This window comes from Candidatus Francisella endociliophora (assembly GCF_000764555.1).
GTDB classification, from domain to species: Bacteria; Pseudomonadota; Gammaproteobacteria; order Francisellales; family Francisellaceae; genus Francisella; species Francisella endociliophora.
Genome location: NZ_CP009574.1, coordinates 1207529 through 1234431 on the forward strand (window position 1 = coordinate 1207529; position 26903 = coordinate 1234431).

The following is a 26903-nucleotide window of genomic DNA, read 5'->3' on the forward strand; positions in this document are numbered from 1 at the left end:
TCCATTTGATAATAGCCTATTAAAATATTTGTAAAGGAGCTTTTTCTAATGAATATCATTTTCGATATAGATGGAACAATTTGTGATAATGGAAAGCATATAGAAGAAAATATACAAGAGGAAATAAAATCTCTATATAACAAACACAATGTGGTTTTTGCTTCTGCTCGACCAATAAGAGATATGTTACCAATTCTTAATAAAGAGTTTCACTCATCTTTGCTAATAGGATGTAATGGTGGCATTCATTATAAAAATGGTGATTTTGGAAAAACCCATCATTTTGAAACTAATATAATAAAACAAGTAGTAAATTTTCTTAAAAAAGGAAATATTCCCTATGTACTAGATGGCGATTGGCACTATTCGTTATCTAAAATCACACATCCATTCCATGACTATATCAAATCACTAAGTAATTATGAATATCTAGAGAATGATTTAATAGAAAAAGGAATAACCAAATTACTAATATTAGATAATACAAAAGAGTCCGAGGTAACTGAGTTTCTTGGTTCCTTCAATGAAAAGTTTAATTTAAATAAGCACACCAAAGATAGTCTTTTTGATATAACGCCCAATCATAATAATAAATATATAGCACTTAAAGAGTGTGGTTTGAATATGCAAGAATCTATTTGTTTCGGTAATGATCACAATGATTTTATGATGTTAGACAATGCCCATATATCTGTTTTTGTTGGTGGCGAGAATACTTATAATGATGCAGATATTTATACTGATTTTAATGGTGTTCATAATGTAATAAAGGAACTTAAAAGTACAGGTGTACTATAGTAGTTTAACAAGCTAAAAGGTATTCAAATGCTATCATTTCAAAAGCTTCTACGAGGCGATCAAATTACCAAAGATGATTTATCTAAACTGTTTAATCAAGCTGATATTTATAAAGATAAATTAGAAAAATCAGAACAAATCAAAGATTTAGAAGATAAAGTATTAGCTTCTCTTTTCTTTGAACCAAGTACTAGAACTAGATTCTCATTTGAATCTGCTATGAATAGACTTGGTGGTAAAGTTATATCGCTAGAAAATGGCTCTTCAAGTTCTACACAAAAAGGCGAAACTCTTGATGACACAGGTCGCATGATGGATCAATATGCTGACATCATAGTTATGCGACACCCTAAGCCACATAGTGTTGAAGAGTTCTCAAAATATGTCAATTCTCCTGTTATAAATGCTGGTGATGGTGAAAACGAACATCCTACTCAATCACTAGTTGATTTATATACTATCTACTCAGAGAAAGGTTCTCTTGATAATCTAAAAATTGGATTTTTAGGAGATCTGAAATATGGACGTACAGTCCATTCACTAACCAATATTCTTGCTAAATATAATGCTTCTTTTAAGTTTATCTCCTCAAAAGAGTTGCAAATACCTGAGAAACTTAGAAGTTTTGTTGAGCAAAACGAAAATTCTTTTATAGAGTTAGAAGAAGTAAATAAAGAAGCTCTAGAAGATTTAGATGTACTGTATGTAACTCGAGTTCAGCAAGAAAGATTTCCAGATGAAGAAAGCTATTTAGAAAATAAAGACCTTTGCTACCTAGACAGAAAGCATATTTCTAATAATAGTAATTTTATAATCCTTCACCCACTACCAAGAGTTGATGAGATGGATAGATCTATAGATAATCTAAATTGTGCTAAATACTTTGAGCAGGTTAGATTAAGTGTTCCTATTAGAATGGCTTTGTTAAATTTACTTCTTAAATAAATCAATTTTACTGTAACAAAATTGTTACACTTGTATTGAGCTGTAAAACAGCCATTTTATAATTTTTTTGTATAGAATATAGTATCTCTTTATCCAAATATTACGATTTATTTTTTATGCTAAAAAATGAAAACCTTATGTGGACACTTAGCTTATATGGTACAGCTATTGGTGCTGGTGTATTATTCTTGCCTATTCAAACGGGAATCTCAGGGATTATTCCTGTACTTATAGTTTTATTATTTATTTTCCCAATGGTTTTTTTATCGCATAGAGCTCTATGTAGATTTGTAATATCAAATCCTAATGCTAATTCTGATATAACAACCGTAGCTGATAACTATTTTGGTAAAATTGGTGGCTTACTATTTAATATTTTATATTTATTTGCAATATTCCCTATCTTACTAATATATAGCGTCGGAATAACAAACACTTTAGAAAACTTTTGCTATCATCAACTCTATTGTGAGGTTCCTAGTAGACTGCTTTTAAGCTTTATTACTATTGCTTCTCTAATTTTTATTATTAATTTTGGACAGAAGTTTATAATTCGTGTAATGAGCCTTTTAGTTTATCCTTTTATTTTTATCCTGATTTTTATTTCACTATGGATGATCCCTCATTGGAATACAGCTATACTTTATAAAAGCTTTGAGCATAACAATAGTTTATCTGGTATTTTGTTCGCTATCTGGATAATTATGCCTATACTAATTTTCTCTTTTAATCACTCACCGATAATCTCTTCGTTAGCAGTATATACAAAGAATAAATATAAACAGAATGCAGATAAAAAAGCATCTAAAATAATAGCTCTTAGTAATATTTTAATGATTGCTACTGTTGTGCTTTTTGTATTTAGCTCTATGTTAACACTAACTCCTGATGACTTAACATTAGCAAAACAAGAAAACATTACTATTTTGTCATATCTAGCAAACCAGTTTGATAATAAATTTCTTGTATATATAGCTCCATTAGTAGCTCTAATAGCTATGTGTAAATCTTTCTTTGGTCACTATTTGGGCTCAAAAGAAGGTATAGATGCCATAATATGTAAAATAACAAAAAACAAAATAAAAGAGAAATCAATAAAACCTGTGACCCTATCCGTAGTGTTTATATTATGTTGGCTTGTAGCATATATAAATCCTAATATATTAGATATGATCTCAAGTATAGGAGGACTAGTTTTAGCTGTTATATTATTTATTATGCCTATCTATAGTATCTATACAATCAATAATTTAAAACAATATAAAAGTCTAATAGCCGATCTTTTTATACTAGCAGCTGGTATTATAGCTCTTTCTTCAGCTATATATGGCCTTTTCTAAAAATTCATAGATATAGTTATTCTATATCTAATTATTCTTAGATCTGATATGGTACTTCTATAATCACACGTGTATCCCCCTTACTACTTAATCTTTTAAGAGTCCACTTTATTAAAAACACTCTCTGATTATGCAGTAAACTATGCCAAATTTTACTATTTTGAACTTTAGGCAATATTATTGTACATAGCTCTGAATTGTTATTATCACATGTTTTTACATACTTTATGAAGTAATAAACAAAAGACTCTATCTTCGGCTTGATAACTATAAGTTCTTCTTCTATACCAAGTTTTTGCCAGTCATTTTTTAGCTTTTGAGTTTCTGACTCATCCATATCAATAGTTACTATATCAATATTTTTAGAAATTGATTTTGCAAACTCAATAGCCTTGAGAGTACCTTTATGAAGTCCTGAAATAGGCAGTATTACTTTGATATTATTAGTGCTTAGTCTTGTAGGAATTTCTATATGATCTAGGTCAAGCTTTAAGTTCTCTCTTACAGACTTATAATGTGAGCTTATTTTATAAAAAATAGCTACCAATATTGGTATTGCTACAACAACTATCCATGCTCCTTCCATAAATTTAGAATCAGCAATAACAATTACAGTAGCAAATGTCGCAATACACCCTATAAGGTTTATAGCTGCACGAATATACCATTTTGATAGCTTACGACGTTTTTTATACCAAAAAATAAGTAACCCCGCTTGGCATAAAGTAAAAGCTAAAAATACACCAATAGAATATAGAGGAATTAAAGCGCTTGTATTAGCATCAAACATTATAATCAAACTAATTGCACATAAGCCTAATATTATTATTCCATTTCGAAATGCTAACCTTTCATCTTTATTTTTAAACTGTGCAGGGAAAAAACTATCCTTGCTTAAAATAGATGCCAAAATAGGAAATGCTGAAAAAGAAGTATTTGCAGCTATTATAAGAATAAGACATGTAGCGAGCTGTAAAAAGTAATATGCTGCTCCATTGCCTAATATATTATGTCCAAGTTGTGATAAAGCACTTTCATCTATAAGAGGTCTAATATCAAGCTTATAAGATAAATACGCAATTCCTATGAACATCGTAATTAATATAGCCACCAAAACCATTAAAGTTATTATTGCGTTTCTTTTTTTATCTGCTCGAAATAAAGAAATACTATTTGCTATAGCTTCGATACCAGTCATAGCCGAACACCCAGATGAAAAAGCCCGTAGAATCAACGTAATAGTCAAAGCTTGATTTGCAACTACAAGGTGCTTAGATGTTTCTATATAGTCTATAGTATATAAATTACCTGTGAGAACATTATATAATCCTATAGCTATCAATATAAATATAATCGACATAAAAGCATAAGTTGGCCAAACTAAAACAGTTGCTGTATCTTTTATACCTCTAAGATTGATCCACATAATTATAAATATAGCTAAAATAGCTATATCAGTGCTATATAACTCTAAAGATGGTAAAGCTGAGGTAATTGCTAAAACACCTGCTGAGACACTCACAGCTACTGTTAATACATAATCTATCAATAATGCAGCTGCAGCTACTAACCCCATAGGGATACCCAGATTCTCTTTAGCTACAATATACGCGCCTCCTCCTCGCGGATAAGCTTTGATTGTCTGTACATAAGATATCCCAACAATAACTATCAACGCCACAATAAACAATGATATATGAAAAGATAAACTCAACGCTACTGTACCTGCCACAGCTAATGTTGCAAGGATCTCTCCTGTAGCATATGCTACCGATGATAATGCATCTGAGGATAATATTGGTAAAGCAAACTTTTTGGATAATGTGTACTCATCTACTTTTGCTTTCGAGATTGGATTTCCAAATATAATATTCCAAAGCATCTAACACTTCCTTAAGGTATTGATTTAGAAAAAACTTGCTGATAATACTCCTCTTTTTTAGATTTAGCAATTTTTCATACCAATAGTTTAAAGCCTTAAGTTAGCAAATCAATTTGACTTTTTATAAAAGAAACTATAAATTGTATCAAACCCTATGGGGGCGAATATGGTTTCGACATGAATGTCAAAATCTAAGGTGCATGCCGAGGAAGTACCGTAACCTCGTTAATAACAGTACAATGCCGATAATAACTGGCAATAAAAAAGCAAACCGCGTAGCGGCTAACGACAGCAACTTTGCTGCTGTTGCTAAAGCTGCCTAGTCTAGCTTAAGAACCTAGATGCGCACGGATATGATAGTCTTTCTTATGACACTATCTTTACATCCGTTCATATTCCGCATAAGACGGTCTTTGCTTTTTGTCTGGAAGTTCAGGCTGTATTTAACAGACTCGCTAACTTTTACCCTGATTATCTGGGGAGAAGCTAAGCTAAATACTAAATAAGATAATCTAAGCATGTAGAGCCAAGGACGGAGAGTTTATGGACGCGGGTTCAAGTCCCGCCGCCTCCACCAGGAATTCAAAAAAATATTTTCTCTTTTTATGTTTTAAATTGATTCCTAAATAGATATCATTTAATTAATTAGATAGTTATAGGTGTTTTTAATGAAAAAAATACTAGGATTTATTTTACTTGTAGTACTATTAAATGGATGTACTTTTTATAATAGAGATGTTAGATCCAGCCCTGCTCCACTTGTTAAAAGACAGCATTCTGTTCTAATAAAAAATAAAACTAATAATAATAAAGAACTTTTTGATCTTTTTAGATACTAATTATTTTCTAACGAAATTAATTTTTCTTCTGCTTGAGAAACTTTATCATGTATTTTTTGAAGTTCTTTTTCAAAATTATCAAAAATTCTTATATCATTTTGTCTGTGTAATTCAGCAGATTCATTAATATTTTTTAGATGTTCTTTAATTATTCCGATACGCTTAGAAATTGTTTTTGGGTTTACAGATTTATCAATCACTCTAAAACTTTTATCTATTTCATGTTTTTCTTTATTAAAAATATTCTCTAAATTTTCAATAGTTTTAGTTACTTCTACTTCAACTTTTAAAGCTTCTGATTTAGGCTCTTCAACTAACACAAGCTCTGTATTATCAACTGCAGAAGTAAAATCTTCTTTATTTTCTGATTCTTGAATAGCCTCAGTTATGGTAATTTTATCTTCTGTTAAAACATCACTTTTTTTATTTACAAATTTAAATGCTAAAAATATAACCACAATTCCTACCAAACAAATTAATGCAATTACAATAAAATCCATAAGTGTATAATCCATAGTTAATTTAAAAAATATATTTTATTTATTGATATAATACGCTTTAAAATACAAAAATTAAAATTTTTAGGATAAAAATTATTCTTTTAGCAGTAAGCCTCAATTATATATCTAAATACTAGGTCTCTATCTTAACTATATTTTTATTGTTAGAATACTAATGTAAGTACAATAAAAAAGGAGAATATTATGGGATGTCCATTTAAAGAAAATGAAGAATGTAGCAAAAAATTTGGTAAATGTGCTCTTTTTGCTTTCTTAACAATACTTGGTGTAGCTGTAGGTCTAAAAATCATAACATTGATCTTATGTATATTACCTGGCTCTAGCCATGGAAATACATGGTTAGTAGTTGTTGCTACAGTTATGGTTTTATTTGCTGCTAAATATCATAATAAAAAAGCTTGTTGTGGAGATAGTTGTGACTGTCCTTGCCATAATGAAAAGGCAGATAAAAATTGTTGTAATAAAAAAGATCTTAAAAAAGAATCTTCTGTAACAGACAAAGAAGCATAGTATAAGCTTTTAAACTAATATAAGTGATCAGATAAAAATTATAGAAATAATTATGATGATTTTTATTAGATTTTCATTGGCATAATGATAAATAGACTGTTATCTTTTTCGTCTTTAACTAAAGCACTCATATTAGGATTATCTAAGTAAATAGTCATAGTTTCTTCACTAAGAACACTTATTATGTCCAATAAATATTTATAGTTAAAACAGATTTCCATAGATTCATCATTATACTGAACTTCTACTTTATCTTCTGCTTTTTCATTATCTGGGTTATTTGCTGATAAAAGAATTTGTCCAGCAGAAATATTTAAGCGTACTCCTTTATACTTATCATTAGCAAGAATAGAAGTTCTTAACAGTGAATTTTTAAGTATTTGCTTATCTACTGCCAATAATTTAGTATTGTTTTTAGGAATTACTTTTTGATAATCAGGGTAACGGCCATCTATAAGCTTTGAAATAAAGGCATAGTTACCAAACTCAGCTTTAAGATAATTTTTACCAAGACAAATTTTTATAGATTCTTCTGTTTTGCCAACAATTTTTTTAAGTTCTATTATAGCTTTTTTTGGAATAATCGACTGGCAAGCACTGTCTAATACTTTACTATCAATTATAGCTTCTGTAATAGACATTCTATGACCATCTGTTGAAACAGCTCTTAAAAGGTTAGCATTGATTTCCCAGAACATCCCATTTAAGAAATATCTAGTATCATCATTTGCCATAGAAAAATCTACTTTTGAAATAATATGATGAAAATCGTGTTGTGATAAATCAAAACTTGCCTGTTCATTAATATTACTATCTATTAAAGGATAATTATCTGCATTCAAAGAAATAAGATTAAATGTACTATTATTAGAAACTATAGTTACTTTATTATCATTGATTTTAAAATCAATCATTGAGTTTTCATTTAAACTTCTAACAATATTGTAAATTTTGTCAGCATTTAATGCTAATTTGATACTTGAATTACAGTTAACCGTTATATTACAAGATATCTCTGTATCTAGATCTGATGCTATTATTTTTAAATTGTTATCTTTTATGTCAAATAATATACAAGATAATAATGGCATTGTACTCTTACTGTTAGCTACAGATAGCATTGATTGCAAAGGCTTCAGTAAGTCATCTCTATTTAGTACAAAATTCATTTTTAAAAAACCCCTTAGTAATAATTCTAATTCTATTTAACGAGAAATTTTATCTAAAAGCAACTCATAATCGTCAGATATTGAAGTATTGCTCTGTCTTAATTTAGTGATTGCTTTTACAGCATGCATAACAGTGGTATGGTCTCTACCACCAAAAGAATTACCTATTTCAGGCAAACTATGGGATGTTAATTCCCTTGCTAAACTCATTGCAATTTGTCTTGGTCTAGCTATATTTCTACTTCTTTGATTTGATGTAAGATCTTTTACTCTAATCCTATAAAAATCAGCTACAACTTTTTGGATATTATCTATTTTTACTTTTTTCTCTTTAATCTTAATAATATCTCTTAAACAAGACTGTGCTACTTCTACAGTAGGATCTTTGTGATTAAACTTAGATGTTGTAAGTACTCTATTTAAAGCACCTTCTAGCTCTCTTACATTTGTACGTACATTTTCAGCTATAAAAGCTGCTGTTTCATTAGGCAATTTTTGGCCCAAATCATGAGCTTTTTTAAGCAAGATGGCTATTCTTGTTTCTAAATCTGGCATATCCACTGAAACAGTTAAACCAAAACCAAAACGAGATACCAACCTTTCTTCTAAACCTTCTATTTCATTTGGATATTTATCACTTGTAAGAATTATTTGTTTACCACTTTCATATAAAGCATTAAAAGTATTAAAAAACTCTTGAGAAGTACCCTCTTTGCCTGCAATAAATTGAATATCATCTATAAGTAAAATATCTGCAGATCTATAAACTCTTTGAAATTCATCTTGATCTTGTAAACGAAGAGAAGTTACATACTCTTTTACATATTGCTCAGAGTTTGTATAAATAATTTTTGCATGAGGATTAACTTCTTTCGCATGATTACCTATAGCTTGCATCAAGTGAGTTTTACCTAGCCCACTACCTCCATATATAAATAAAGGATTATGTGATTTTCCAGGATTAATAGATACTTGCATAGCAGCAGCTCTAGCAATTTTGTTTGCATCACCTACAACGAAGCTATCAAAAACATATTTTTCTTTTAATGGAAGACCAAAAGAATACTCTTCATCATCTTTATCTGTAATTAACATTGCTTCATCAAAGCCAAATAATTCTTGTGATGCTGTAGATTTAGGAGAAGATTTTTTTTGGTTCTTTTTTGGCTCTTCAATTATTTTATCTTCGACTTCATCTTTTATTTCAACACTACTTTTACTAAAAAAATTAGTTTGAGGTCCTGCTGAGATAGCTTCTGAAGATTTTTGTCCAGAGAATTTCTTATTAGAATATTCTATTATCAAATCATTTCCATGAAACTCTTGGATTGTTGATAAAATAAGAGTTCCATACTTAGATTTTATATGTTTTTTGAAATATTCATTATTACAAAAAATTGTGAATAAATTTCTATTTTGATCTACATGGATAGGCTTAATCCACGTTTTATATTCAAACGTAGATAGATCTTTTTTTATTTTTTTTAAGCATTTATTCCAAATAGTCATAATAAAATCACACTAAAACCCTTTAAAATAAAGGTGTTTGTAGCAAAAAACATAGTAAATTAATTGAATGCTAGAATTGTATTCCAATAAAAAAAAATAAGCAAACATAAATAATCCAACCTGTGGATAATTCTGTTAATTAATTTGTTTATTTTTTGTTCAATCTGTTGTTTACTAAGTTATTCACAAATATGTTGATATTTTTGTTGATAAATCTGATTATTATTTATCCACATTTTTATTCAGATAGTTTTTATGTCTTTTTTACACAGTTATACAATAGTTTTAATAACCTTAAATCCTTTATTATAAAAGGGGTTAAGCAACTTATTAACACAAAAAGCTTTACATAATAAATAATAATACAAAAGAAAAAGAAATAACTTTATATAAATAAGAAGAATAAAAAACTTCTAAAATATAAAAAAAAATTTTTTTGTTTATAATAATTGTTAATAAAGTAAAAAAGTTTTCCTAAATGTCTTTAAATACAGAAATATTTTTAAATGTAAACAAATATGAACAAAGAATAGCTATTAAAGAAAATAATATTTTAAAAGAAATTTTTATAGAACGAGATAATCAAAAAAGAATAGTAGGAAATATTTATAAAGGAAAAATAATAAGAGTTCTTCCTGGTATGCAAGCAGCATTTGTAGATATAGGATTAGAAAAAGCTGGATTTTTACATTTATCAGAAGTAATTCCTTTAGAAAAAGAAGATCAAGATTCTGATGAAAATTTCAAATTAAATAAACTTAATAAAGAAGATATAAATAAATGGCTTCGTGAAGGCCAAGAGGTTTTAGTCCAAGTAGTTAAAGAAAGTATAGGTAATAAAGGAGTTAAATTAACTTCACATTTATCTGTATCATCTAGATTTTTAGTTTTTTTACCAGACTTAGATCATATAGGTATTTCTTTAAAAATTGCTAAAGAAGAAGAAAAACAGAGATTATTAGAAGCAATCCAAAAAATAAATCAAAGTGAAAATCCTCGCGGTTATATTTTAAGAACTGCAGCTGAAGGTGCTAGTTTTGAAGAATTAGAAAGTGATATAAAGTTTTTAAATAATTTATGGCAAGATATTTTGGATATTTCAAGCACAATTATAAAACCTGGTGTGGTTTATGAAGATTTTAGCTTAATTATTAAAACTATAAATATTTTTGCCAATGATAATCCAAGTAAAATACTAGTTGATAATATTGATTCATATAAAGAAATTTGTCAATTTGCAGATAAGTATATTCCTGGATTAAGAGATAAAATAGAACTTTATCAGAAACATAATATTTTTGAAGAATATGATATTGAATCAGAGATAAATAAAGCTTTAGAGAAAGAAGTAAACTTAAAATCAGGTGGTTATCTAGTTATAGAGCAGACAGAAGCTATGATAACTATAGATATCAATACAGGCGGTTTTATAGGTACAAAAAATCTTGAAGAGACTATTTTTAAAACAAATTTAGAAGCTACAAAAGAGATCGCTAGACAATTAAGGTTAAGAAATTTAGGTGGAATTATTATTATAGATTTTATTGATATGATGGATGATTCACATAAAAAACAAGTTTTAGAGGCTTTAAAGAGCGAATTAGAGCTTGATAAGGCTAAGACTAGTGTAAGTGATATATCGGAGCTAGGATTAGTTGAAATGACACGTAAAAGGGTTCATGAGAGTTTAGCAAGGACATTATGTCAACCATGCGATCATTGTAAAGGCAAAGGAAGTGTCAAAACTCTTCAAACAATTTGCTATGATATTTTTAGAGAAATAAAGTCTGAATCTAAAAATTATCCCGCTTATAATAACTTTTTACTAATTTCTTCGAAGAAAATTATAGATTATATTGAGAAGGAAGAGTCTATATGGTTAGCAGAGCTTGAATTAGAAATTGATAAAAATATACATTTAAAGGCTGAAAGTAGCCATATATACAATCAATACGATATAATTCCACTAAATTAAAAAAATATTCTAAAACATTGTTGACAGTTAAAGAAAAGAAGCTATAATACATATCCATAGTCGCCGACTTAGCTCAATAGGTAGAGCAACTGACTTGTAATCAGTAGGTCGCCAGTTCGATTCCGGCAGTCGGCACCATAACACGGAGTGGTAGTTCAGTTTGGTTAGAATACCTGCCTGTCACGCAGGGGGTCGCGGGTTCGAGTCCCGTCCATTCCGCCATATTCTTATTAAGGTCTAGTTCTTTTAAACTCAGTTTTCCCCTTTTTACTTCTGATATCTTGATCTAGACCTTAATGTATTATTTTTCATTATCTATATAATAAGTTACTTATTTATAATCTAAAATTTTTGATTATAAATGTTATATCTTTATTTATGTTACGCTTATTTAGTTTGCTATCTATTTTGTAATGTTGTAACATTACAAAATTACATTAATTAATAATTTTTATGAATAAATTAGATAAAGGTTGGAATGAGCTAGTTAATATTTTAGCAGAAAAAACAAATCCTAGTGATATAAGCACTATTTGTGAGTTTTTATTAACTAAAGAAGAAAAAGAGCAGTTAAATAAAAGAGTTCTCTTAACAAAAGAGTTATTAAAAAAAGAAAAATCTCAAAGAGAAATATCAAAAGAGATAGGAATAAGTATTTGTACTGTAACTCGTTGTTCTAATGCTTTAAAAGATTGTTCTATTAAAATAAAAGAGATATTTGGCAAAATATCTAAAAAAGGTGATTAAATGTCAAAAAATAATCCAGATAAATTTTTAGCATCACATATTTATAATGTAGATTACCAAGAAGATCTAAATAAATGTTTTACTAATCTATGTATAGATAAAAAAAACACTATTCTATTAGAATCTGCTGAGATAGATACCAAAGATAAACTCAAAAGTATATTGGTTTTAAATAGTGCGTTGAGAGTGTCATGTATTGAAAATAAAGTTTTTATCAAAGCTTTATCTAAAAATGGTGAATATGCTATAAAAACCATTAAGAAAAACATTCCAGAAAATATTAAATATAAGCATGAAAAAGATCAGTTAATACTTACTTTTACTGCCATAAATGACGATCTACTAAGTGAACATCAAAAGTTAAAAAAACAATCTGTATTTGATGCTCTGAGAATTATTAAAAATAGTTTTGAAGTATTTAATGAGTTTAGTGTATTTTTAGCTGGTTTATTTGCTTATGATGTAGTGGGAAGTTTTGAAAATATTGGGCAAGTAGAACGTAAAAATAAATGTCCTGATTATGTTTTTTATCTAGCTGATACTATTTTGATAAGTGATCATCAACAACAAAAAACTACTATACAGATAAATAGCTTTGATCATGATTATCTAAAAGAGTTAGAAAGTAGTATTGGAGATATTAAAAATAATCTTGATAAAAAGACTGAAATAAAAATAGATAAATTCAAAGATTTAAATGTAAAAGAATCAATGGGTGATAGAGCTTTTTGTAATATAGTTGATCAGTTGAAATCGCATATTGTAGATGGTGATATATTCCAAGTAGTGCCATCAAGAAGTTTCTTTTTGCCATGTCAAAATTCTTTGGCTGTTTATAAAGAACTTAAGCGCACAAATCCTAGTCCATATATGTTTTATATGCAAGATGAGGATTTTATTCTCTTTGGTGCATCGCCTGAGAGTGCTTTAAAATATGAAAAAAACACCAACCAAGTAGAAATATATCCTATAGCTGGTACACGCAGACGCGGTAAGAATTCTGATGGAACTATAAATCCAGATCTTGATAGTAGAATAGAACTTGAGCTTAGATTAGATACTAAAGAAAATGCCGAACATATGATGCTTGTAGATTTAGCACGAAATGATGTTGCGAGAATTTCAAAAACAGGAACTAGATATTTAGCAGATCTTCTAAAAGTTGATAGATATAGTCATGTTATGCATCTTGTATCTAGAGTAGTTGGACAACTTGCTGATGATTTAGATGCTCTTCATGCTTATCAAGCATCTATGAATATGGGTACACTTACTGGAGCTCCAAAAATAAAGGCAATGCAGCTTATATCAGAAGTGGAGAAACAAACACGAGGTGGTTATGGTGGAGCTGTTGGTTATCTAAATGGTTATGGAGATTTAGATACTTGTATAGTTATCCGTTCAGCTTATGTGGAAGATCAAATTGCTGAAATCCAAGCAGGGGCTGGTGTGGTTTTAGATTCTGTACCAATAGCAGAGGCTGATGAAACCAGAACTAAAGCACAAGCTGTAATATCAGCTATTAAAAATGTACATGGAGAGTAAATCTAATGGCTAATATTATATTTATAGATAATTTTGATTCTTTTTCTTATAACTTAGTAGATGAGCTTAAAGTCTTAGGAAATAATGTAGAAGTTTTTAGAAATAATTTATATATAGAAGTTTTATTGGATAAAATAAATTCTACTGAAAACCCTATAGTTGTAATATCACCAGGACCAGGTAATCCTTCTAATGCAGGATGTATTGTTAATTTGATATCTTTAATAAAAGGTAAAGTTCCTATAATAGGAATATGTCTTGGCCATCAAGCAATTATAGAAGCTTATGGTGGGATAGTTTCTCATGCTAATGAAATTGTTCATGGTAAAACAGCTAGAGTTAAACTTATAAATCATAAAATATTTGAAGGTTTAGAATCACCTCTAACTGTAGCAAGATATCATTCATTGGTGGCTATAAAAGTTCCAACAGGATTAGAATCTATAGCAGAAGTTAATGATCTTGTGATGGCAGTAGTAGATGATAAAAATAAAGTTTGTGGTCTACAATTTCATCCTGAATCAATAATGACTATACACGGATCTAAACTTTTAGATAATATAGTTAAATGGATACAAAAATGAGTAATTTAAGAAATATAGTAGATAAATTATATAATCTTGAAGATTTAGAGTATAAAGAAGCTTATGAACTTTTTAGCTACTTTATAAAAGGTCAAATAGAACTACCGTTACAAACTAGTATTATAACTGCATTAAAATTAAAAAAAGAAACACCAATTGAAATATCAGTAGCAGCAAATGCTTTACTAGATAATGCTAAAAAATTTCCAAAAATTGATGGTGATTTAGTGGATATAGTTGGTACAGGTGGAGATGGATTTAATACTATAAATATATCTACCACAGCAGCTATAGTTGCGGCGACTGCAGGATTTAAAGTTACTAAACATGGTGGGCGTAGCGTATCAAGTAAGTCAGGATCTTTTGATTTATTAGAATCTTTTGGCGTAAATATAGAATTTTCTCCAGAAAAAACAAAAGAATGTATCCAACAGAATAATCTAGGGTTTTTATTTGCTCCTTTTTATAATGATGGTTTTAAGTATGTAAAAGAAGCTCGTGCTGTACTTAAAACTAGAACTATATTTAATATATTAGGTCCTTTAATAAATCCAGCTAGACCAAATAAGGTTCTAATAGGAGTTTATTCAAAAGAATTAATTTTGCCAATGGCAAAAACTTTAATTGAGTTAGGAATAGATAGAGCTATTGTAGTACATGGAAGTGGTTTGGATGAAGTAGCTATTCATGGAGACACTTTTGTAGCAGAAATTAAGAATAAGGAAATAATAGAATATACAGTTTCACCACAAGATTTTTGTATAGATACTTTTGGTATCAAAGATATTGAAGGTGGTACTCCAGAGCAAAATAAAGAGATTATAAAACAAATACTTCAAGGTAAAGGTAAACAAGCTCATAATGCTGCAGTAGCTGTAAATGTTGCTATGGTTAAGAAGCTTTTTGATAAAAATGATCTAAAACAAAATACTAAAGAAATATTAGAACTTATAAATTCAGGTAAGTGTTATCAAACTCTTCAAAATGTAATATCTTTTGGTTAAAAAATAGTCTTCTATTCTGATGTATGCTAATTTAAAAGGCATAATAACTATTTTTTAATAATATGAATGAAAAAGATTAATTTAACTATTGGTAGTGTATTTACATTTAGCAGTGTGTTTGCATTTAGCAGTGTGTTTGCATGTAGTGCATTTATAAAAGATGATAATAGTGGGAATTATATTTTTGCAAAAAGTAGAGATGTAACTTTTCATAGATATGATCCAAGTTTTTTATCTATAACTCAAGAAAATATTTCATTCCATGCTCCAGAAGATGGATATAAATATATATCTTTACAATATAGTCAATCTAGCACTCAGCCAACGATATTTTCAACTGGTACTAATGAGGAAGATTTAACGATGAGTTATAACTATGATTCAGCTCAACTTGGTACAACTGGAGATAATTTATCAAAATATACTCCATCAATTATTAACATGGGTGATAATTTTAATAGGTATGTTATATCACATGCTGCAACTTTAGATGAAGTAAATGAACTTATAAAAAAAGGTGTAGAAAACTTTAATAACCATACAAACAATGATTTATTAGCAATACCTATGTTTTTAACATTTGCTGAGCATAATCAGGATGGTAAAGATAAATTTGAAAGTGTAGAAATAGTTATTTCTAATCCAAAAAATATTCAAGATAATTATTATGATTCTCTTACAAGGAGTGGTTATCAATCATTTAAGATGGCTAATAAAACTATAGATATTTTGACTAATATATATGGTAATGGTTTTGATAAAGATATGGTTGATGTATTTAACAATGTTTTTACCGAAAACAATTATATGAATAGTTATATAGGCAGGAGTTATTTTGAAAATAATGTAAGTAACTATATTTCGTATAAGTTTGCAGATCAAGCTGCTAGTCTTGTTGCATATTATAATCTGAAGTTAGATTATAGAATAAATAAACATCCGGATCATGTTATAGAAACTAACTATATTCATCAAAAAGGTTTGCAAAAACATAGTTATTTCTCACCACCAGAGTCTATATCTAGGTATAAATCACTAGATAATTTACTAAAAAATTCTGAAAATATGGCTGTATCTAGAGCAAAATATGTAGCTAGTTTTATAAAAGACATAAATACAGGTAAAAAAGTACCATATATATTTGCCGAATTTACATCCCCAGCACAACCTTATAATAGAGCAACAATTAAACTAGATGATAATTTTTGGAATGAACATGAAAATGGAGATGTTATAGTAGATAACAATATTTCTTATTACAGGTTTAATAAAATATATCAAAATAGGTTAGAAGGTTCTTTATGATTAAAAAGCTTTTATTTAGTGGATTTTTTATTGTAAGTAACTTTATATTTGCAGCTGATAATTCAGAAAGTAAATATCAAAAAGCTATATTTGCAGGTGGTTGTTTTTGGTGTTTGGAATCTGATTTTGAATATATGCAACATGATAAAGGTTTAAGCAATAACGGCATAATATCTGTTAAATCTGGTTATGATGGTGGAACTGTTAAATATCCTACTTATAAAAAAGTATCAGTAGGTGTAACTAATTATAAAGAGTCTGTAGAAGTTGAATATGATCCATCTAGAATTTCCTATGAGCTACTTGTAGAGTATTTTTATCGTCGTATAGATCCAACTGATAATAAAGGTCAGTTTTGTGATAAAGGTAAACAATATCAGTCAGCAATTTATTATACAAATGATAAGCAAAAGCAGGTTGCTGAAGATGTTACTAAAAAACTAAAAGAAGAATTTAAAAATCATAATCAGCAAGTTTATACGCAAATTTTGCCATCTACTGAATTTTATAAAGCTGAAAAATATCATCAAAACTATCATCATAAAAATCCAAAAAGATATTGCTATTATCGTACAGGTTGTGGTCGCGATGCTACAGTAAATAAGGTCTGGAAGGATATAGATTGGAAATATAGTAATGTAGTTCCGTTTGATATACCATCTAGTTATATAGAGTGTTTAAATAGATAAAAATGACAGATTTAGAACAACGAATAAGATTTATTGTAGAAGCTGATAAATTAAAAAGTATATATCGTAGATGCTTGGTTCAATCTGATAATAATCGTAGAGAAAATACAGCAGAACATAGTTGGCATGCTGCTTTAATGGCTATCACTTTTAAAGATTATGCAAGTGAAAACATAAATATGGAAAGAGTTTTAACTATGTTATTAATACACGATATAGTTGAAATATATGCTGGTGATACTTATGCTTTTGATGATGATGCTATATTAGAATTACAACATCAAAAAGAGTTATTAGCTTTGGATAAAATATTTGCTCTAATGCCAGAGTATTCTGCTAATGAATTAAAAAGTCTTTGGTTAGAATTTGAACAAAGTGCGTCTGCAGATGCCAAATATGCCAAAGCAATAGATAAATCTATACCGGTTTATAGGAATATGGCTACTAATGGTGGTGGATGGGTCATTAATGGACCTACTTATAAGCAAAAAGTGGTAGAAATAAATAAAGAATTAAAAGAAATAGCTCCTAAGCTTTGGAATTATATTAAAGAGCAAATAGATATAGCTGAATCTAAAGGTTGGTTGGTATAATAGTTATTGAATTTAATTAAATTAGGAAAATAATGAAAGTTGTAGGTGTAGCATTAAAAGTTTCAAATGATAGAGAAGATTTATTAGAGCAAGTTTGGGAACTTTTCTTTAATAGTGAAGTACTAGAGTATCTTAATGGTCAAAATATATCTCCAGATATAATCTCTGTTTATTATGAGTATGAAGGTGATCATAATGATCCATATACTTATTTGATAGGATATGAGGTAGATGAGTCTTTTGAAGCACCTACAGGCTTAAATAGTGTATCTATAGAGCTAAATCATGATAAATATGATATTCAAGGTGAGCTTCCAGATGCTATCATAGATAAATGGCAAGAAATCTGGGACGATACTTCTAAAAAACGCGCGTATAAAGCAGATTTTGATAGATATAATCCTATTGAAGATACTGCTGAAATTAATGTCGAATATATCAAATAGAATTTATAAAAAATTATAGACTATAAAAATTCAACTTTTACTCTTTTTTCGTTTAAAATACTCCATAAAATCATATAAATCTTAAATATTATGGAAACTATATTAGCTAAAATAGTTGAAGCAAAGAAAAAATGGGTTTTTAGTAAGAAAAGACTTTTTCCTTTAAATGTTTTTAAAAATGAAGTCAAAAAGACAGATAGAAGCTTTTATGAAGCATTAGATTCACAACAATCTGTATTTATACTAGAGTGTAAAAAAGGCTCACCTTCAAAAGGAATTATCCGTAAAAAATTCAATCTAGATGAGATAGCAGGAGTATACAAAAATTATGCAAATGCTATATCTGTACTAACAGATGAAGAGTTTTTTATGGGTAATTTTGCAAATTTAGGTATTGTTAGAAGTCAAGTTTCTCAACCTGTACTTTGTAAAGACTTTATGATAGATGAATATCAAGTATATCTAGCTAGATATTATCAAGCTGATGCTATTTTATTGATGCTTTCAGTATTAGATGATGCTGAGTACAAAAAGCTAGCAAAATTAGCTCATCGTTTTGGTATGGGAGTGCTTACAGAAGTAAGTAATGAGGAAGAGCTTCAAAGAGCTATAAATCTAAAAGCAAAAGTAATTGGGATTAATAATCGCAACCTTAGAGATCTTTCTATAAATCTGAATACTACTCGCCTACTAGCTCCTAAAATACCTAAAGGTACAATTATTATCTCAGAATCTGGGATATATAAGAATCAAGAAATTCGTGATTTGAGAGCTTATGTAAATGGATTTTTGATAGGTAGTTCTATCATGGGTGAGAGAAATCTTGAGCTTGCGGTTAGAAAGCTTGTATATGGTTTTAATAAAGTTTGTGGCCTTACATCTATAGAGAATGCTCAGAAAGCTTATGATGCAGGTGCTGTATATGGAGGTTTGATATTTGTAGAGAAATCACCTCGTTATGTAGATTTTGACATGGCAAAAAAAATAACTAAAAAAGTAATATTAAACTATATAGGTGTATTTGCAGATGCAAATATAAAGGATATAGTAGATGCTTCTTATGGCTTGAAGTTAAGTGCTGTCCAACTACATGGTAATGAAGATCAAGAGTATATAAATACCCTTAAATCGAAGCTACATAGAAATTGTCAGATATGGAAAGCTTATGGTGTTGAGAAGACTTTACCTGAGTTTTTTGATAATGTTGATTATCACTTATTAGATGCACAAATAGATGGAAAATCTGGAGGCACTGGTAAAGCTTTTGATTGGGAGCTTATAAAGGATAAGAAAAATATAATTCTTGCTGGTGGCTTGAATGCTAAAAATATAGCAAAAGCTATAGAATTAAAATGTTCTGCTTACGATATTAACTCTGGTGTAGAATCTGAACCAGGTCAAAAAGATCAGCAAAAATTAAAAGAAGTTTTTGAAGTTATAAGAGATTATTAATATCTCATTTGACACTTTATTTTATTTATAAATATCAAAAAATAATTCATAGTTAGTATATATAATTGCAACCATATTTAGCTACTGCTATTCTAAATAAAAATATCTAATATTACCTAGTTATGAATCAACCAGAAATCAAATATTTAAAAGATTATAAGCCAAGTAATTTTCTTATTGAAGAAACGAATCTAACATTTGAACTTGATGAGACTAAAACTCAAATAACAGCAAGTTTACATATAGTTGCTAATCCAGAGAATCGAGAAAATAACACTCTAACTTTAGATGGGAATAATCTGAAATTATTATCTATAAAAATAGATGGTAAAGAATTATTAGAAACAGAATTTACAGTTGATGAAAATCAATTAACTATAGTTAATGCTCCTAATGATTTTGTATTAGAAACAATTGTTGAAATCAACCCTACTGCTAATACGTCTTTGGAAGGTTTATACAAATCTGGAGATGTATTTTGTACTCAATGTGAAGCTACAGGATTTAGAAATATTACATATTATCTAGATAGACCTGATGTGATGTCATCATATACTGTTAAAATTATTGCTGATAAAGATAAATATCCTGTAATTCTTTCAAATGGTGATAAGATTGAATCTGGAGATATTTCAGATGCTCAGCACTTTGCAATATGGAAAGACCCTTTTAAAAAACCTTGTTACTTATTTGCTCTTGTAGCAGGAGATTTAGCAGGTATTAAAGATACTTATATAACGAAATCAAACCGAAAAGTAAGCCTAGAAATCTATGCATTCAAGCAAGATATAGATAAATGTCATTATGCAATGCAAGCTGTCAAAGATTCTATGAAATGGGATGAAGATAGATTTGGTTTAGAATATGATTTGGATACATTTATGATTGTAGCTGTTCCTGATTTTAATGCTGGTGCAATGGAAAATAAGGGCCTAAATATCTTTAATACTAAATATATCATGGCTAGTGATGAAACTGCTACTGATAAAGACTTTGAGCTAGTACAAAGTGTTGTAGGACATGAATATTTTCATAATTGGACAGGTGATAGAGTTACTTGTAGAGATTGGTTTCAATTAAGCTTAAAAGAAGGCTTGACTGTATTTAGAGATCAAGAGTTTACTTCTGATTTGAACTCTAGAGATGTTAAACGTATAGATGATGTGCGTATAATTAGAAGTGCTCAATTTGCTGAAGATGCTAGTCCAATGTCACATCCTATCCGCCCCGAATCGTATATTGAGATGAATAATTTCTATACTGTAACAGTTTATCATAAAGGCGCTGAGATTATTAGAATGATTCATACCCTACTAGGTGAACAAGGCTTCCAAAAAGGTATGAAACTATATTTTGAAAGACATGATGGACAAGCTGTCACTTGTGATGATTTTGTAAATGCTATGGCAGATGCTAATAATCGTGATTTTAGTTTATTTAAGAAGTGGTATGCTCAATCTGGTACGCCAAGTATTAAAGTCACAGAAAACTATGATGCAGATAGTCAAACTTATAGTTTAACACTAGAGCAAACTACCCCACCGACAGCAGATCAAAAAGAAAAACAACCTCTTCATATACCGGTTAGTATAGGACTTATAACTCCAAATGGTGAAAATATTGCTGAGCAAGTAATTGAGCTTAAAGAACAAAAACAAACTTATTCATTTGAAAATATCACAGCAAAACCAGTAGCTTCTTTATTTAGAGATTTTTCAGCACCTGTAAAAGTTGAACATGATCGTTCTGAGCAAGAACTTTTACATATTGTTAAATATGATAATAATGCTTTTAACCGTTGGGATTCTTTACAGCAATTAGCTACTAATATGATCTTGGCTAACTCTGATGTAAGCGATGAGTTTTTAAATGCTTTTAAATCAATATTACATGATAAAGATTTAGATAAAGCACTAATCAGTGATGCTCTAATGATACCGAGTGAATCTACAATTGCTGAGTCAATGCCGACAATTATGGTTGATGAGATTGTGAAGTCTCGTAAAAAAGTCATGAATCAACTAGCAGATAAGCTAAAAGATGATTGGCTAATTGTATATCAAGAATGTAATGATAATAATCCATATACCCTATCAGCTGAGCAAATAGCTAAAAGAAAACTAAAAGGTGTCTGTTTGAGCTATCTAATGAATGCTAGTGATCAAAGCCAAGGTTCAGAGCTAGCACAACAGTTATTTGATAATGCTGATAATATGACAGATCAGCAAACAGCATTTTCAGCGCTATTAAAATCAAATGATAAACAAATTCGTGATAATGCTATTAATGAGTTTTATAAGCGTTGGAAGCATGAGGACTTAGTTGTAAATAAATGGCTAGTATCTCAAGCTCAAATCTCTCATGAATCAGCTTTAGATATAGTTAAAGGCTTAGTTAATCATCCTGCATATAACCCTAAAAACCCTAACAAAGTTTATTCACTAGTTGGTGGTTTTGGTGCTAATTTCTCACAATATCATCGTAAAGATGGTTTAGGTTATGCTTTTATGGCAGATACTGTGATAGAGCTTGATAAAATCAACCATCAAGTTGCAGCAAGAATGGCTCGTAATCTAATGAGCTGGAAGCGTTATGACTCTGATAGACAAGCTATGATGAAAAATGCTCTTGAAAAAATTAAAGCTTCAAACCCTAGTAAAAATGTTTTTGAGATTGTTAGTAAGAGTTTGGAGTTGTCGTAGACTGTATATCTTTGGATACATTAAAATTTAATGCTCCAAATACTGTCTTAATGCTTTGACTTGATAACTTTGCATTAAGGTACGAGCAACAGCTTTTTTTAGCTTTTAGCATTTTGAGTCCTTCTTTTTGTTAGTTTTACCAAGTATCTTATTTAAGATTACAGAGGAATGAATTTCACTGTGCTTGCGTTTGTTATGTGTTGGCTTAAAATGGGATGTCATCCCATTCTTTTTCTTGCTCTGTTTTGCCTATTACAATTTTTTGAACATTAAACTTACTAAGCATCGAATTGAGGCTATCTAGGAATTCTTTAGATTCAATTAGATGGGAATTTTCGGCAACTTGTTGTTTAAGATTTTCCAAGATGTCCGAAGGCACACTTTCTAACGATTTTAAAATTGAGACTTTTTCTATAGCCTCGTCACTGGTGGTTGCATTTGAAAGTGCGCCAGAAAGTGAGATCAATATTTTATTTCTGGTTTTTGGGGATTTGATCAGTGTTTCAAATATTGCCTCGGCAACGTCACCTATCGTTTTTCCCTGAGCTTGAATTCCTTGATATTTTCCAATAAACCCATATGGGTCTAGTCCCTTTCTGATTGGGATGATTAAAATATCACGACCAACAGCCACTCCAACTTCTTGATCACACCACTTGCTCTCCTGAAAGCCGGGCATAAGAATCGCTACCAATGCATCCATAGTTTTTAAGCCTGCTTCTATTTCACTTTGCCACTCTTTTGTCGGCTCAATATCTTCATGAGCGACAAAGCTAGATATAGCATATTTTCTAAGCGCTGTTTGCAGATGTGAAGTTTGAACTTTGAAAGAAGCTAAATGGCTCAAAAATAACCTAAAATGGCCTGCTTTCCAAAAACCAACCTCTCGCACCACCTCTACACCACTTGGAACATCAACAAGTCCTAGCTCTCCTGCAATTTTGAAAAGTAATTCCTCATCAACTTGAGCAAGCATGTCCTTTGAATATGATTTTTTACTATTGTGGGGGTAGTTATCCTGTGTTGGAACACCATGCTCACGGAAATAAGCATCTATGTCTGAAAATGTCATTATAGACTGCAACTCAGAGCCAATATCGTTTAAGAATTTAATTTTTTCCAGGCCATTCATAATTGTTCGAATTCACTCCTAGAGCACATAACAACTGTTCATGCATTAATTATAGTTATTTATGAACGAAGTAACAGTGTAATTAGATTAAAAATATAACATAAAACCTATTAGCTTTTACAACCTCATAATCAATCCTATAACAAAACAACTAATAAAGAAAACCTACTACAAAATTAGATTTATAAAAGATAGAGAAAATAGAAGAGCTTATTGTTTTTATAGAGCTATTCATTGTAAAGGTTTATAATAGATTACTATCAATATATTTCTTCAAAAAATGTCAATATCAGTCATAGGAAGCGCAAGCAGAGATTTAGTTGTAAAAGTTGATCAATTTGCCCAAAAAGGACAAACGGTTATAAGTGAAAATTATGAACAGTTTTGTGGAGGCAAAGGAGCTAACCAAGCTGTTGCAGCAAGAAGATTAGGCGAGAATGTTCATTTTATCGTTAATATTGGAAAAGATGGTTTTGGAGATAAGCTTTTAGAGTTTTATAACAAGGAAGGTTTAGATACTTCAACTATAAATCAAGATGCCAATACTAATACAGGCTTAGCATTTATATCAGTAGATAAATCAGGTGAAAATGTTATAAATGTTGCTATGGGAGCAAATGCTAAGTTAGATAAAAATATTATAAACAAACATAAGCAAGTTATAGAATCTTCAAAGATAGTTCTTGCACAGTTAGAAATACCTATAGAAACGGTAGAATACTTGGCAAATAGTTTAAGTAGTGATCAGACTTTTATATTAAACCCTGCCCCAGCAAGAGAGCTATCAGCAGAATTACTCAGAAAAGTAGATATTTTAACTCCTAATGAGACAGAGGCATCTATCCTGTCAGGTATACAAGTCAAAGATATAGATACAGCTAAGCAGGCAGCAAAAGAGTTGCATAACAAAGGAGTTGGAACAGTAATAATTACTTTAGGTGAGCAAGGAGCTTTATTATCGAAGAATAATGGAGAGAAGCAAAAACTTTTTGCTGGTACAAAGGTTGATGTAGTTGATACTACTGCTGCAGGAGATACTTTTAATGGTGTTTTAGCTTTTTGCTTAGATAAAGGTTTCACAATTGAGAAATCTATTGAGATTGCAAATGTTGCATCAGCTTTAGCAGTAACTGTAGAAGGAGCTGAAAACTCAGCGCCAACTTTAGCTAAGTTAAATACTTATTTAGAAGAAAAAATATAAAACTGGAGATTTAAAATGGTTGTTTTACATTCATACGGTATAGCAGTCCTTTTTTGTATAATTACAATGCTGTGTTGGGGGTCTTGGGCAAATACGCAAAAGCTCTCAACAAAAGAATGGCCTTTTCAGCAGTACTATTGGGATTTTGCTTTAGGGATCTTGATAATATCTTTTGTATTAGCCATAACTATGGGAAGTTTTGGTACAGAAGGCAGATCATTTTTTAGTGATATTTCTCAAGCTTCATCAGAAAGTTTTATTTATGCTTTTATGGGTGGCGTAGTTTTTAACTTAGCTAATATATTACTTGTAGCTGCAATAGATATAGCTGGGATGTCTATAGCATTTCCATTAGCTATAGGTTTAGCTCTGGTTATTGGTGTAATTACAAACTATATAGCAACACCTTTAGGTCAGCCTGCTGTGCTATTTATGGGGGTTTTGAGTGTACTTGTAGCAATTATTGTTGATGCAGTTATATATAAGCGAATCTCTGATAATAAAAATATGCTTAAAGGTTTTATAGTTTCTATTATTTCAGGTATTTTGATGGGCTTTTTCTATCCTTTGGTTATTAAATCTATATCAAGTGATTTTGTAACACCTCAAGCTGGCTTGATGACTCCTTATACAGCTAGCTTTATATTTGCAGTAGGGATTTTTATATCTAATTTTGTAATCAATGGTTGGATGATTAAATTCCCTATTTCAGGTAAAAAGCTTAATTTCAAAGACTACTTTTCAAAAGGATCTCCATGGTTACATACTATAGGTATTTTGGGAGGTGTTATTTGGGGTATTGGTTCTTGTCTTAATTTCATAGCTTCTGGTATTGCTGGCCCTTCTATATCGTATGGTTTGGGCCAAGGTGCAACAATGATAGCCGCATTTTGGGGCGTATTTATTTGGAAAGAATTTGCCAAAGCACCAAAAGGTACAAATAAGCTAATAGTACTAATGTTTATAACATATATCTTAGGTTTGACACTTATTGTTTTAGCAAGAAGTATCTAAAAGTAAGTTTATATATTTACAGTTTCACCAATTTTTAAAATCATAGCATTTTCTTCACCATATTTTTGATCTTTTGCAGCTTGTTTAAACCTTTTCGGTGGTTCAAAAAATGGTTCTGGAGTAAGTCTGATAGTTCCCCAATGCATGCCTATGGTTTTTGTAGCTTTGATATCTGTAGCTATGTGTATTGCCTCTTCTGGTGTTGCATGTACTGATCTCATAAAATCACGAGGTTCGTATGCACCTATTCCTATTAATGCTAGGTCAAAGCTTTCTTCTTTTTTACCAATTTCTTTAAAGATTTCTCCATAAGCAGTATCACCTGAGAACCATATTCTTTTGCTTTCATCTTTGATTGAGAAGCTAGCCCATAGAGTTCTATTCCTATCAAATAAGCTACGACCAGAAAAATGAACACATGGTAAACAACCTATAGTAATACCATCTATATCAATCTCTTGCCACCAGTCCATTTCTGTTACATTGCTAAATCCTCTTTTGATAAAAAAATCACTAAGTCCTAGAGGTACTATTACTTTTACATTTTCTTTATTTGGAAAGTTCTTTATAACTTTTGAATCTAAATGATCGTAATGATTATGACTAATAACGATAATATCAATTTTTGGAAGCTCATTTAAATCTAAAGGAGGATATATTTCCCTTTTGGGTCCTAAAAACCCAGGCCCAGCATTCTTACTTAAAAAAGGATCTGTAACAATAAAATATCCATTAAGCTTAATCAAAAAAGCAGCATGGCCTAACCAAGTAATACTATAGTTACTGGCATTATTTAGTTGCGCTAAAGCTTGCTGTTTCTCTAAAACATGATCTTCGGGAAAATCTTCTTTATGCTTCTTAAACATCGAAGAAAAAATAAATTTAAAAAGATCTTTACTCCCTCCTCTGCGTATAGGGCTACCAGGAGGATTTGAAAATTTATTTTTATTAGAGTTATTCGTAGCGATAATATTTCTCATAATGTATATTAAGCTTACAAA

General features: G+C 29.8%; 24 protein-coding genes, 2 tRNA genes and 1 other RNA gene. 21 read left to right on the forward strand and 6 right to left on the reverse strand.

Annotation, left to right across the window (positions count from 1 at the left end; translation table 11 throughout):
* The first annotated feature begins 48 nt into the window (after positions 1-48).
* The 3 genes from QI37_RS05935 (at position 49) to QI37_RS05945 (ending at position 3083) form a co-directional block, all read left to right on the forward strand.
* Positions 49-798: an HAD hydrolase family protein gene (locus QI37_RS05935; RefSeq protein ID WP_040009483.1), complete on the forward strand. Its 750-nt coding sequence runs from the start codon at positions 49-51 to the stop codon at positions 796-798.
* A gap of 27 nt (positions 799-825) precedes the next feature.
* Positions 826-1743 (forward strand): aspartate carbamoyltransferase, encoded by a 918-nt coding sequence (pyrB, locus tag QI37_RS05940; protein WP_040009486.1) that lies wholly within the window; start codon positions 826-828, stop codon positions 1741-1743.
* A 116-nt stretch (positions 1744-1859) separates the two neighbouring features.
* Positions 1860-3083, forward strand: coding sequence for an aromatic amino acid transport family protein (locus tag QI37_RS05945; RefSeq protein WP_040009489.1), 1224 nt, complete (start codon positions 1860-1862; stop codon positions 3081-3083).
* 37 nt (positions 3084-3120) lie between these two features.
* Here QI37_RS05945 and QI37_RS05950 read toward each other — a convergent pair whose 3' ends face one another.
* Positions 3121-4965, reverse strand: coding sequence for an APC family permease (locus QI37_RS05950; RefSeq protein WP_040009491.1), 1845 nt, complete (start codon positions 4963-4965; stop codon positions 3121-3123).
* Between the two features lie 156 nt (positions 4966-5121).
* Between QI37_RS05950 and ssrA the strand changes: the two genes are divergently transcribed.
* Both ssrA and QI37_RS10310 read left to right on the forward strand, forming a co-directional pair.
* Positions 5122-5542, forward strand: a transfer-messenger RNA (tmRNA) gene (gene ssrA, locus QI37_RS10110).
* Between the two features lie 91 nt (positions 5543-5633).
* Positions 5634-5804, forward strand: a complete 171-nt coding sequence (locus tag QI37_RS10310) for a hypothetical protein (protein WP_200883194.1) — start codon at positions 5634-5636, stop codon at positions 5802-5804.
* Here the strand turns inward: QI37_RS10310 and QI37_RS05955 are convergent.
* On the reverse strand, positions 5801-6304 hold the full coding sequence (locus tag QI37_RS05955) for a hypothetical protein (protein WP_040009494.1): 504 nt from the start codon (positions 6302-6304) through the stop codon (positions 5801-5803). The genes QI37_RS10310 and QI37_RS05955 overlap by 4 nt on opposite strands.
* 204 nt (positions 6305-6508) lie before the next feature.
* Between QI37_RS05955 and QI37_RS05960 the strand changes: the two genes are divergently transcribed.
* Positions 6509-6835, forward strand: a complete 327-nt coding sequence (locus tag QI37_RS05960; RefSeq protein WP_040009496.1) for a hypothetical protein — start codon at positions 6509-6511, stop codon at positions 6833-6835.
* Positions 6836-6900: 65 nt separating this feature from the next.
* Here QI37_RS05960 and dnaN read toward each other — a convergent pair whose 3' ends face one another.
* Positions 6901-8004 carry a DNA polymerase III subunit beta gene (dnaN, locus tag QI37_RS05965; protein WP_040009498.1) on the reverse strand — a complete coding sequence of 368 codons (1104 nt, stop codon included), beginning with the start codon at positions 8002-8004 and terminating at the stop codon, positions 6901-6903.
* Positions 8005-8040: 36 nt separating this feature from the next.
* Entirely contained in the window at positions 8041-9513 is a 1473-nt protein-coding gene (dnaA, locus tag QI37_RS05970) for a chromosomal replication initiator protein DnaA (protein WP_040009501.1), read from the reverse strand.
* Positions 9514-9991: 478 nt separating this feature from the next.
* On the opposite strand from dnaA, the gene QI37_RS05975 reads away from it, so the two are divergent.
* From QI37_RS05975 to pepN, 13 genes are all read left to right on the forward strand, one after another.
* A complete protein-coding gene (locus tag QI37_RS05975; RefSeq protein WP_040009504.1) occupies positions 9992-11488 on the forward strand; it encodes an Rne/Rng family ribonuclease in 1497 nt (498 codons plus the stop codon).
* Positions 11489-11550: 62 nt separating this feature from the next.
* A tRNA-Thr gene (locus QI37_RS05980) sits at positions 11551-11626 on the forward strand.
* Positions 11627-11632: 6 nt separating this feature from the next.
* Positions 11633-11710: transfer RNA gene (locus QI37_RS05985), tRNA-Asp, on the forward strand.
* Positions 11711-11941: 231 nt separating this feature from the next.
* Positions 11942-12235: a trp operon repressor gene (gene trpR / locus QI37_RS05990; protein ID WP_040009506.1), complete on the forward strand. Its 294-nt coding sequence runs from the start codon at positions 11942-11944 to the stop codon at positions 12233-12235.
* A complete protein-coding gene (locus tag QI37_RS05995; RefSeq protein ID WP_040009509.1) occupies positions 12236-13780 on the forward strand; it encodes an anthranilate synthase component 1 in 1545 nt (514 codons plus the stop codon).
* 5 nt (positions 13781-13785) lie between these two features.
* Positions 13786-14364 carry an aminodeoxychorismate/anthranilate synthase component II gene (locus QI37_RS06000; RefSeq protein WP_040009512.1) on the forward strand — a complete coding sequence of 193 codons (579 nt, stop codon included), beginning with the start codon at positions 13786-13788 and terminating at the stop codon, positions 14362-14364.
* Positions 14361-15368, forward strand: a complete 1008-nt coding sequence (gene trpD, locus QI37_RS06005; protein ID WP_040009515.1) for an anthranilate phosphoribosyltransferase — start codon at positions 14361-14363, stop codon at positions 15366-15368. Before QI37_RS06000 ends, trpD begins: the two co-directional genes overlap by 4 nt.
* A 66-nt stretch (positions 15369-15434) precedes the next feature.
* Positions 15435-16673, forward strand: a complete 1239-nt coding sequence (locus QI37_RS06010; protein ID WP_235261367.1) for an Ntn hydrolase family protein — start codon at positions 15435-15437, stop codon at positions 16671-16673.
* Positions 16670-17362, forward strand: coding sequence for a peptide-methionine (S)-S-oxide reductase MsrA (msrA, locus tag QI37_RS06015; RefSeq protein WP_040009518.1), 693 nt, complete (start codon positions 16670-16672; stop codon positions 17360-17362). Before QI37_RS06010 ends, msrA begins: the two co-directional genes overlap by 4 nt.
* Positions 17363-17364: 2 nt before the next feature.
* Positions 17365-17955, forward strand: a complete 591-nt coding sequence (locus tag QI37_RS06020; protein WP_040009520.1) for an HD domain-containing protein — start codon at positions 17365-17367, stop codon at positions 17953-17955.
* Positions 17956-17987: 32 nt separating this feature from the next.
* Entirely contained in the window at positions 17988-18401 is a 414-nt protein-coding gene (locus tag QI37_RS06025; RefSeq protein WP_040009522.1) for a GyrI-like domain-containing protein, read from the forward strand.
* A gap of 90 nt (positions 18402-18491) precedes the next feature.
* The gene (trpCF, locus tag QI37_RS06030; protein ID WP_040009524.1) at positions 18492-19853 is read left to right on the forward strand and encodes a bifunctional indole-3-glycerol-phosphate synthase TrpC/phosphoribosylanthranilate isomerase TrpF; all 1362 of its coding nucleotides are present in this window, start codon (positions 18492-18494) and stop codon (positions 19851-19853) included.
* 122 nt (positions 19854-19975) lie between these two features.
* Positions 19976-22555: an aminopeptidase N gene (pepN, locus tag QI37_RS06035; RefSeq protein WP_040009527.1), complete on the forward strand. Its 2580-nt coding sequence runs from the start codon at positions 19976-19978 to the stop codon at positions 22553-22555.
* A gap of 205 nt (positions 22556-22760) precedes the next feature.
* On the opposite strand, the gene QI37_RS06040 is transcribed toward pepN, so the two are convergent.
* Positions 22761-23687: a TIR domain-containing protein gene (locus tag QI37_RS06040; protein WP_040009529.1), complete on the reverse strand. Its 927-nt coding sequence runs from the start codon at positions 23685-23687 to the stop codon at positions 22761-22763.
* A gap of 280 nt (positions 23688-23967) precedes the next feature.
* On the opposite strand from QI37_RS06040, the gene rbsK reads away from it, so the two are divergent.
* Both rbsK and QI37_RS06050 read left to right on the forward strand, forming a co-directional pair.
* Complete coding sequence (rbsK, locus tag QI37_RS06045) at positions 23968-24888, forward strand: ribokinase (protein ID WP_040009532.1); 921 nt, start codon at positions 23968-23970, stop codon at positions 24886-24888.
* Positions 24889-24903: 15 nt separating this feature from the next.
* A complete protein-coding gene (locus QI37_RS06050) occupies positions 24904-25902 on the forward strand; it encodes a multidrug DMT transporter permease (RefSeq protein ID WP_040009534.1) in 999 nt (332 codons plus the stop codon).
* 8 nt (positions 25903-25910) lie between these two features.
* Here QI37_RS06050 and QI37_RS06055 read toward each other — a convergent pair whose 3' ends face one another.
* Complete coding sequence (locus QI37_RS06055; protein ID WP_040009535.1) at positions 25911-26882, reverse strand: MBL fold metallo-hydrolase; 972 nt, start codon at positions 26880-26882, stop codon at positions 25911-25913.
* Between the last annotated feature and the right edge of the window lie 21 nt (positions 26883-26903).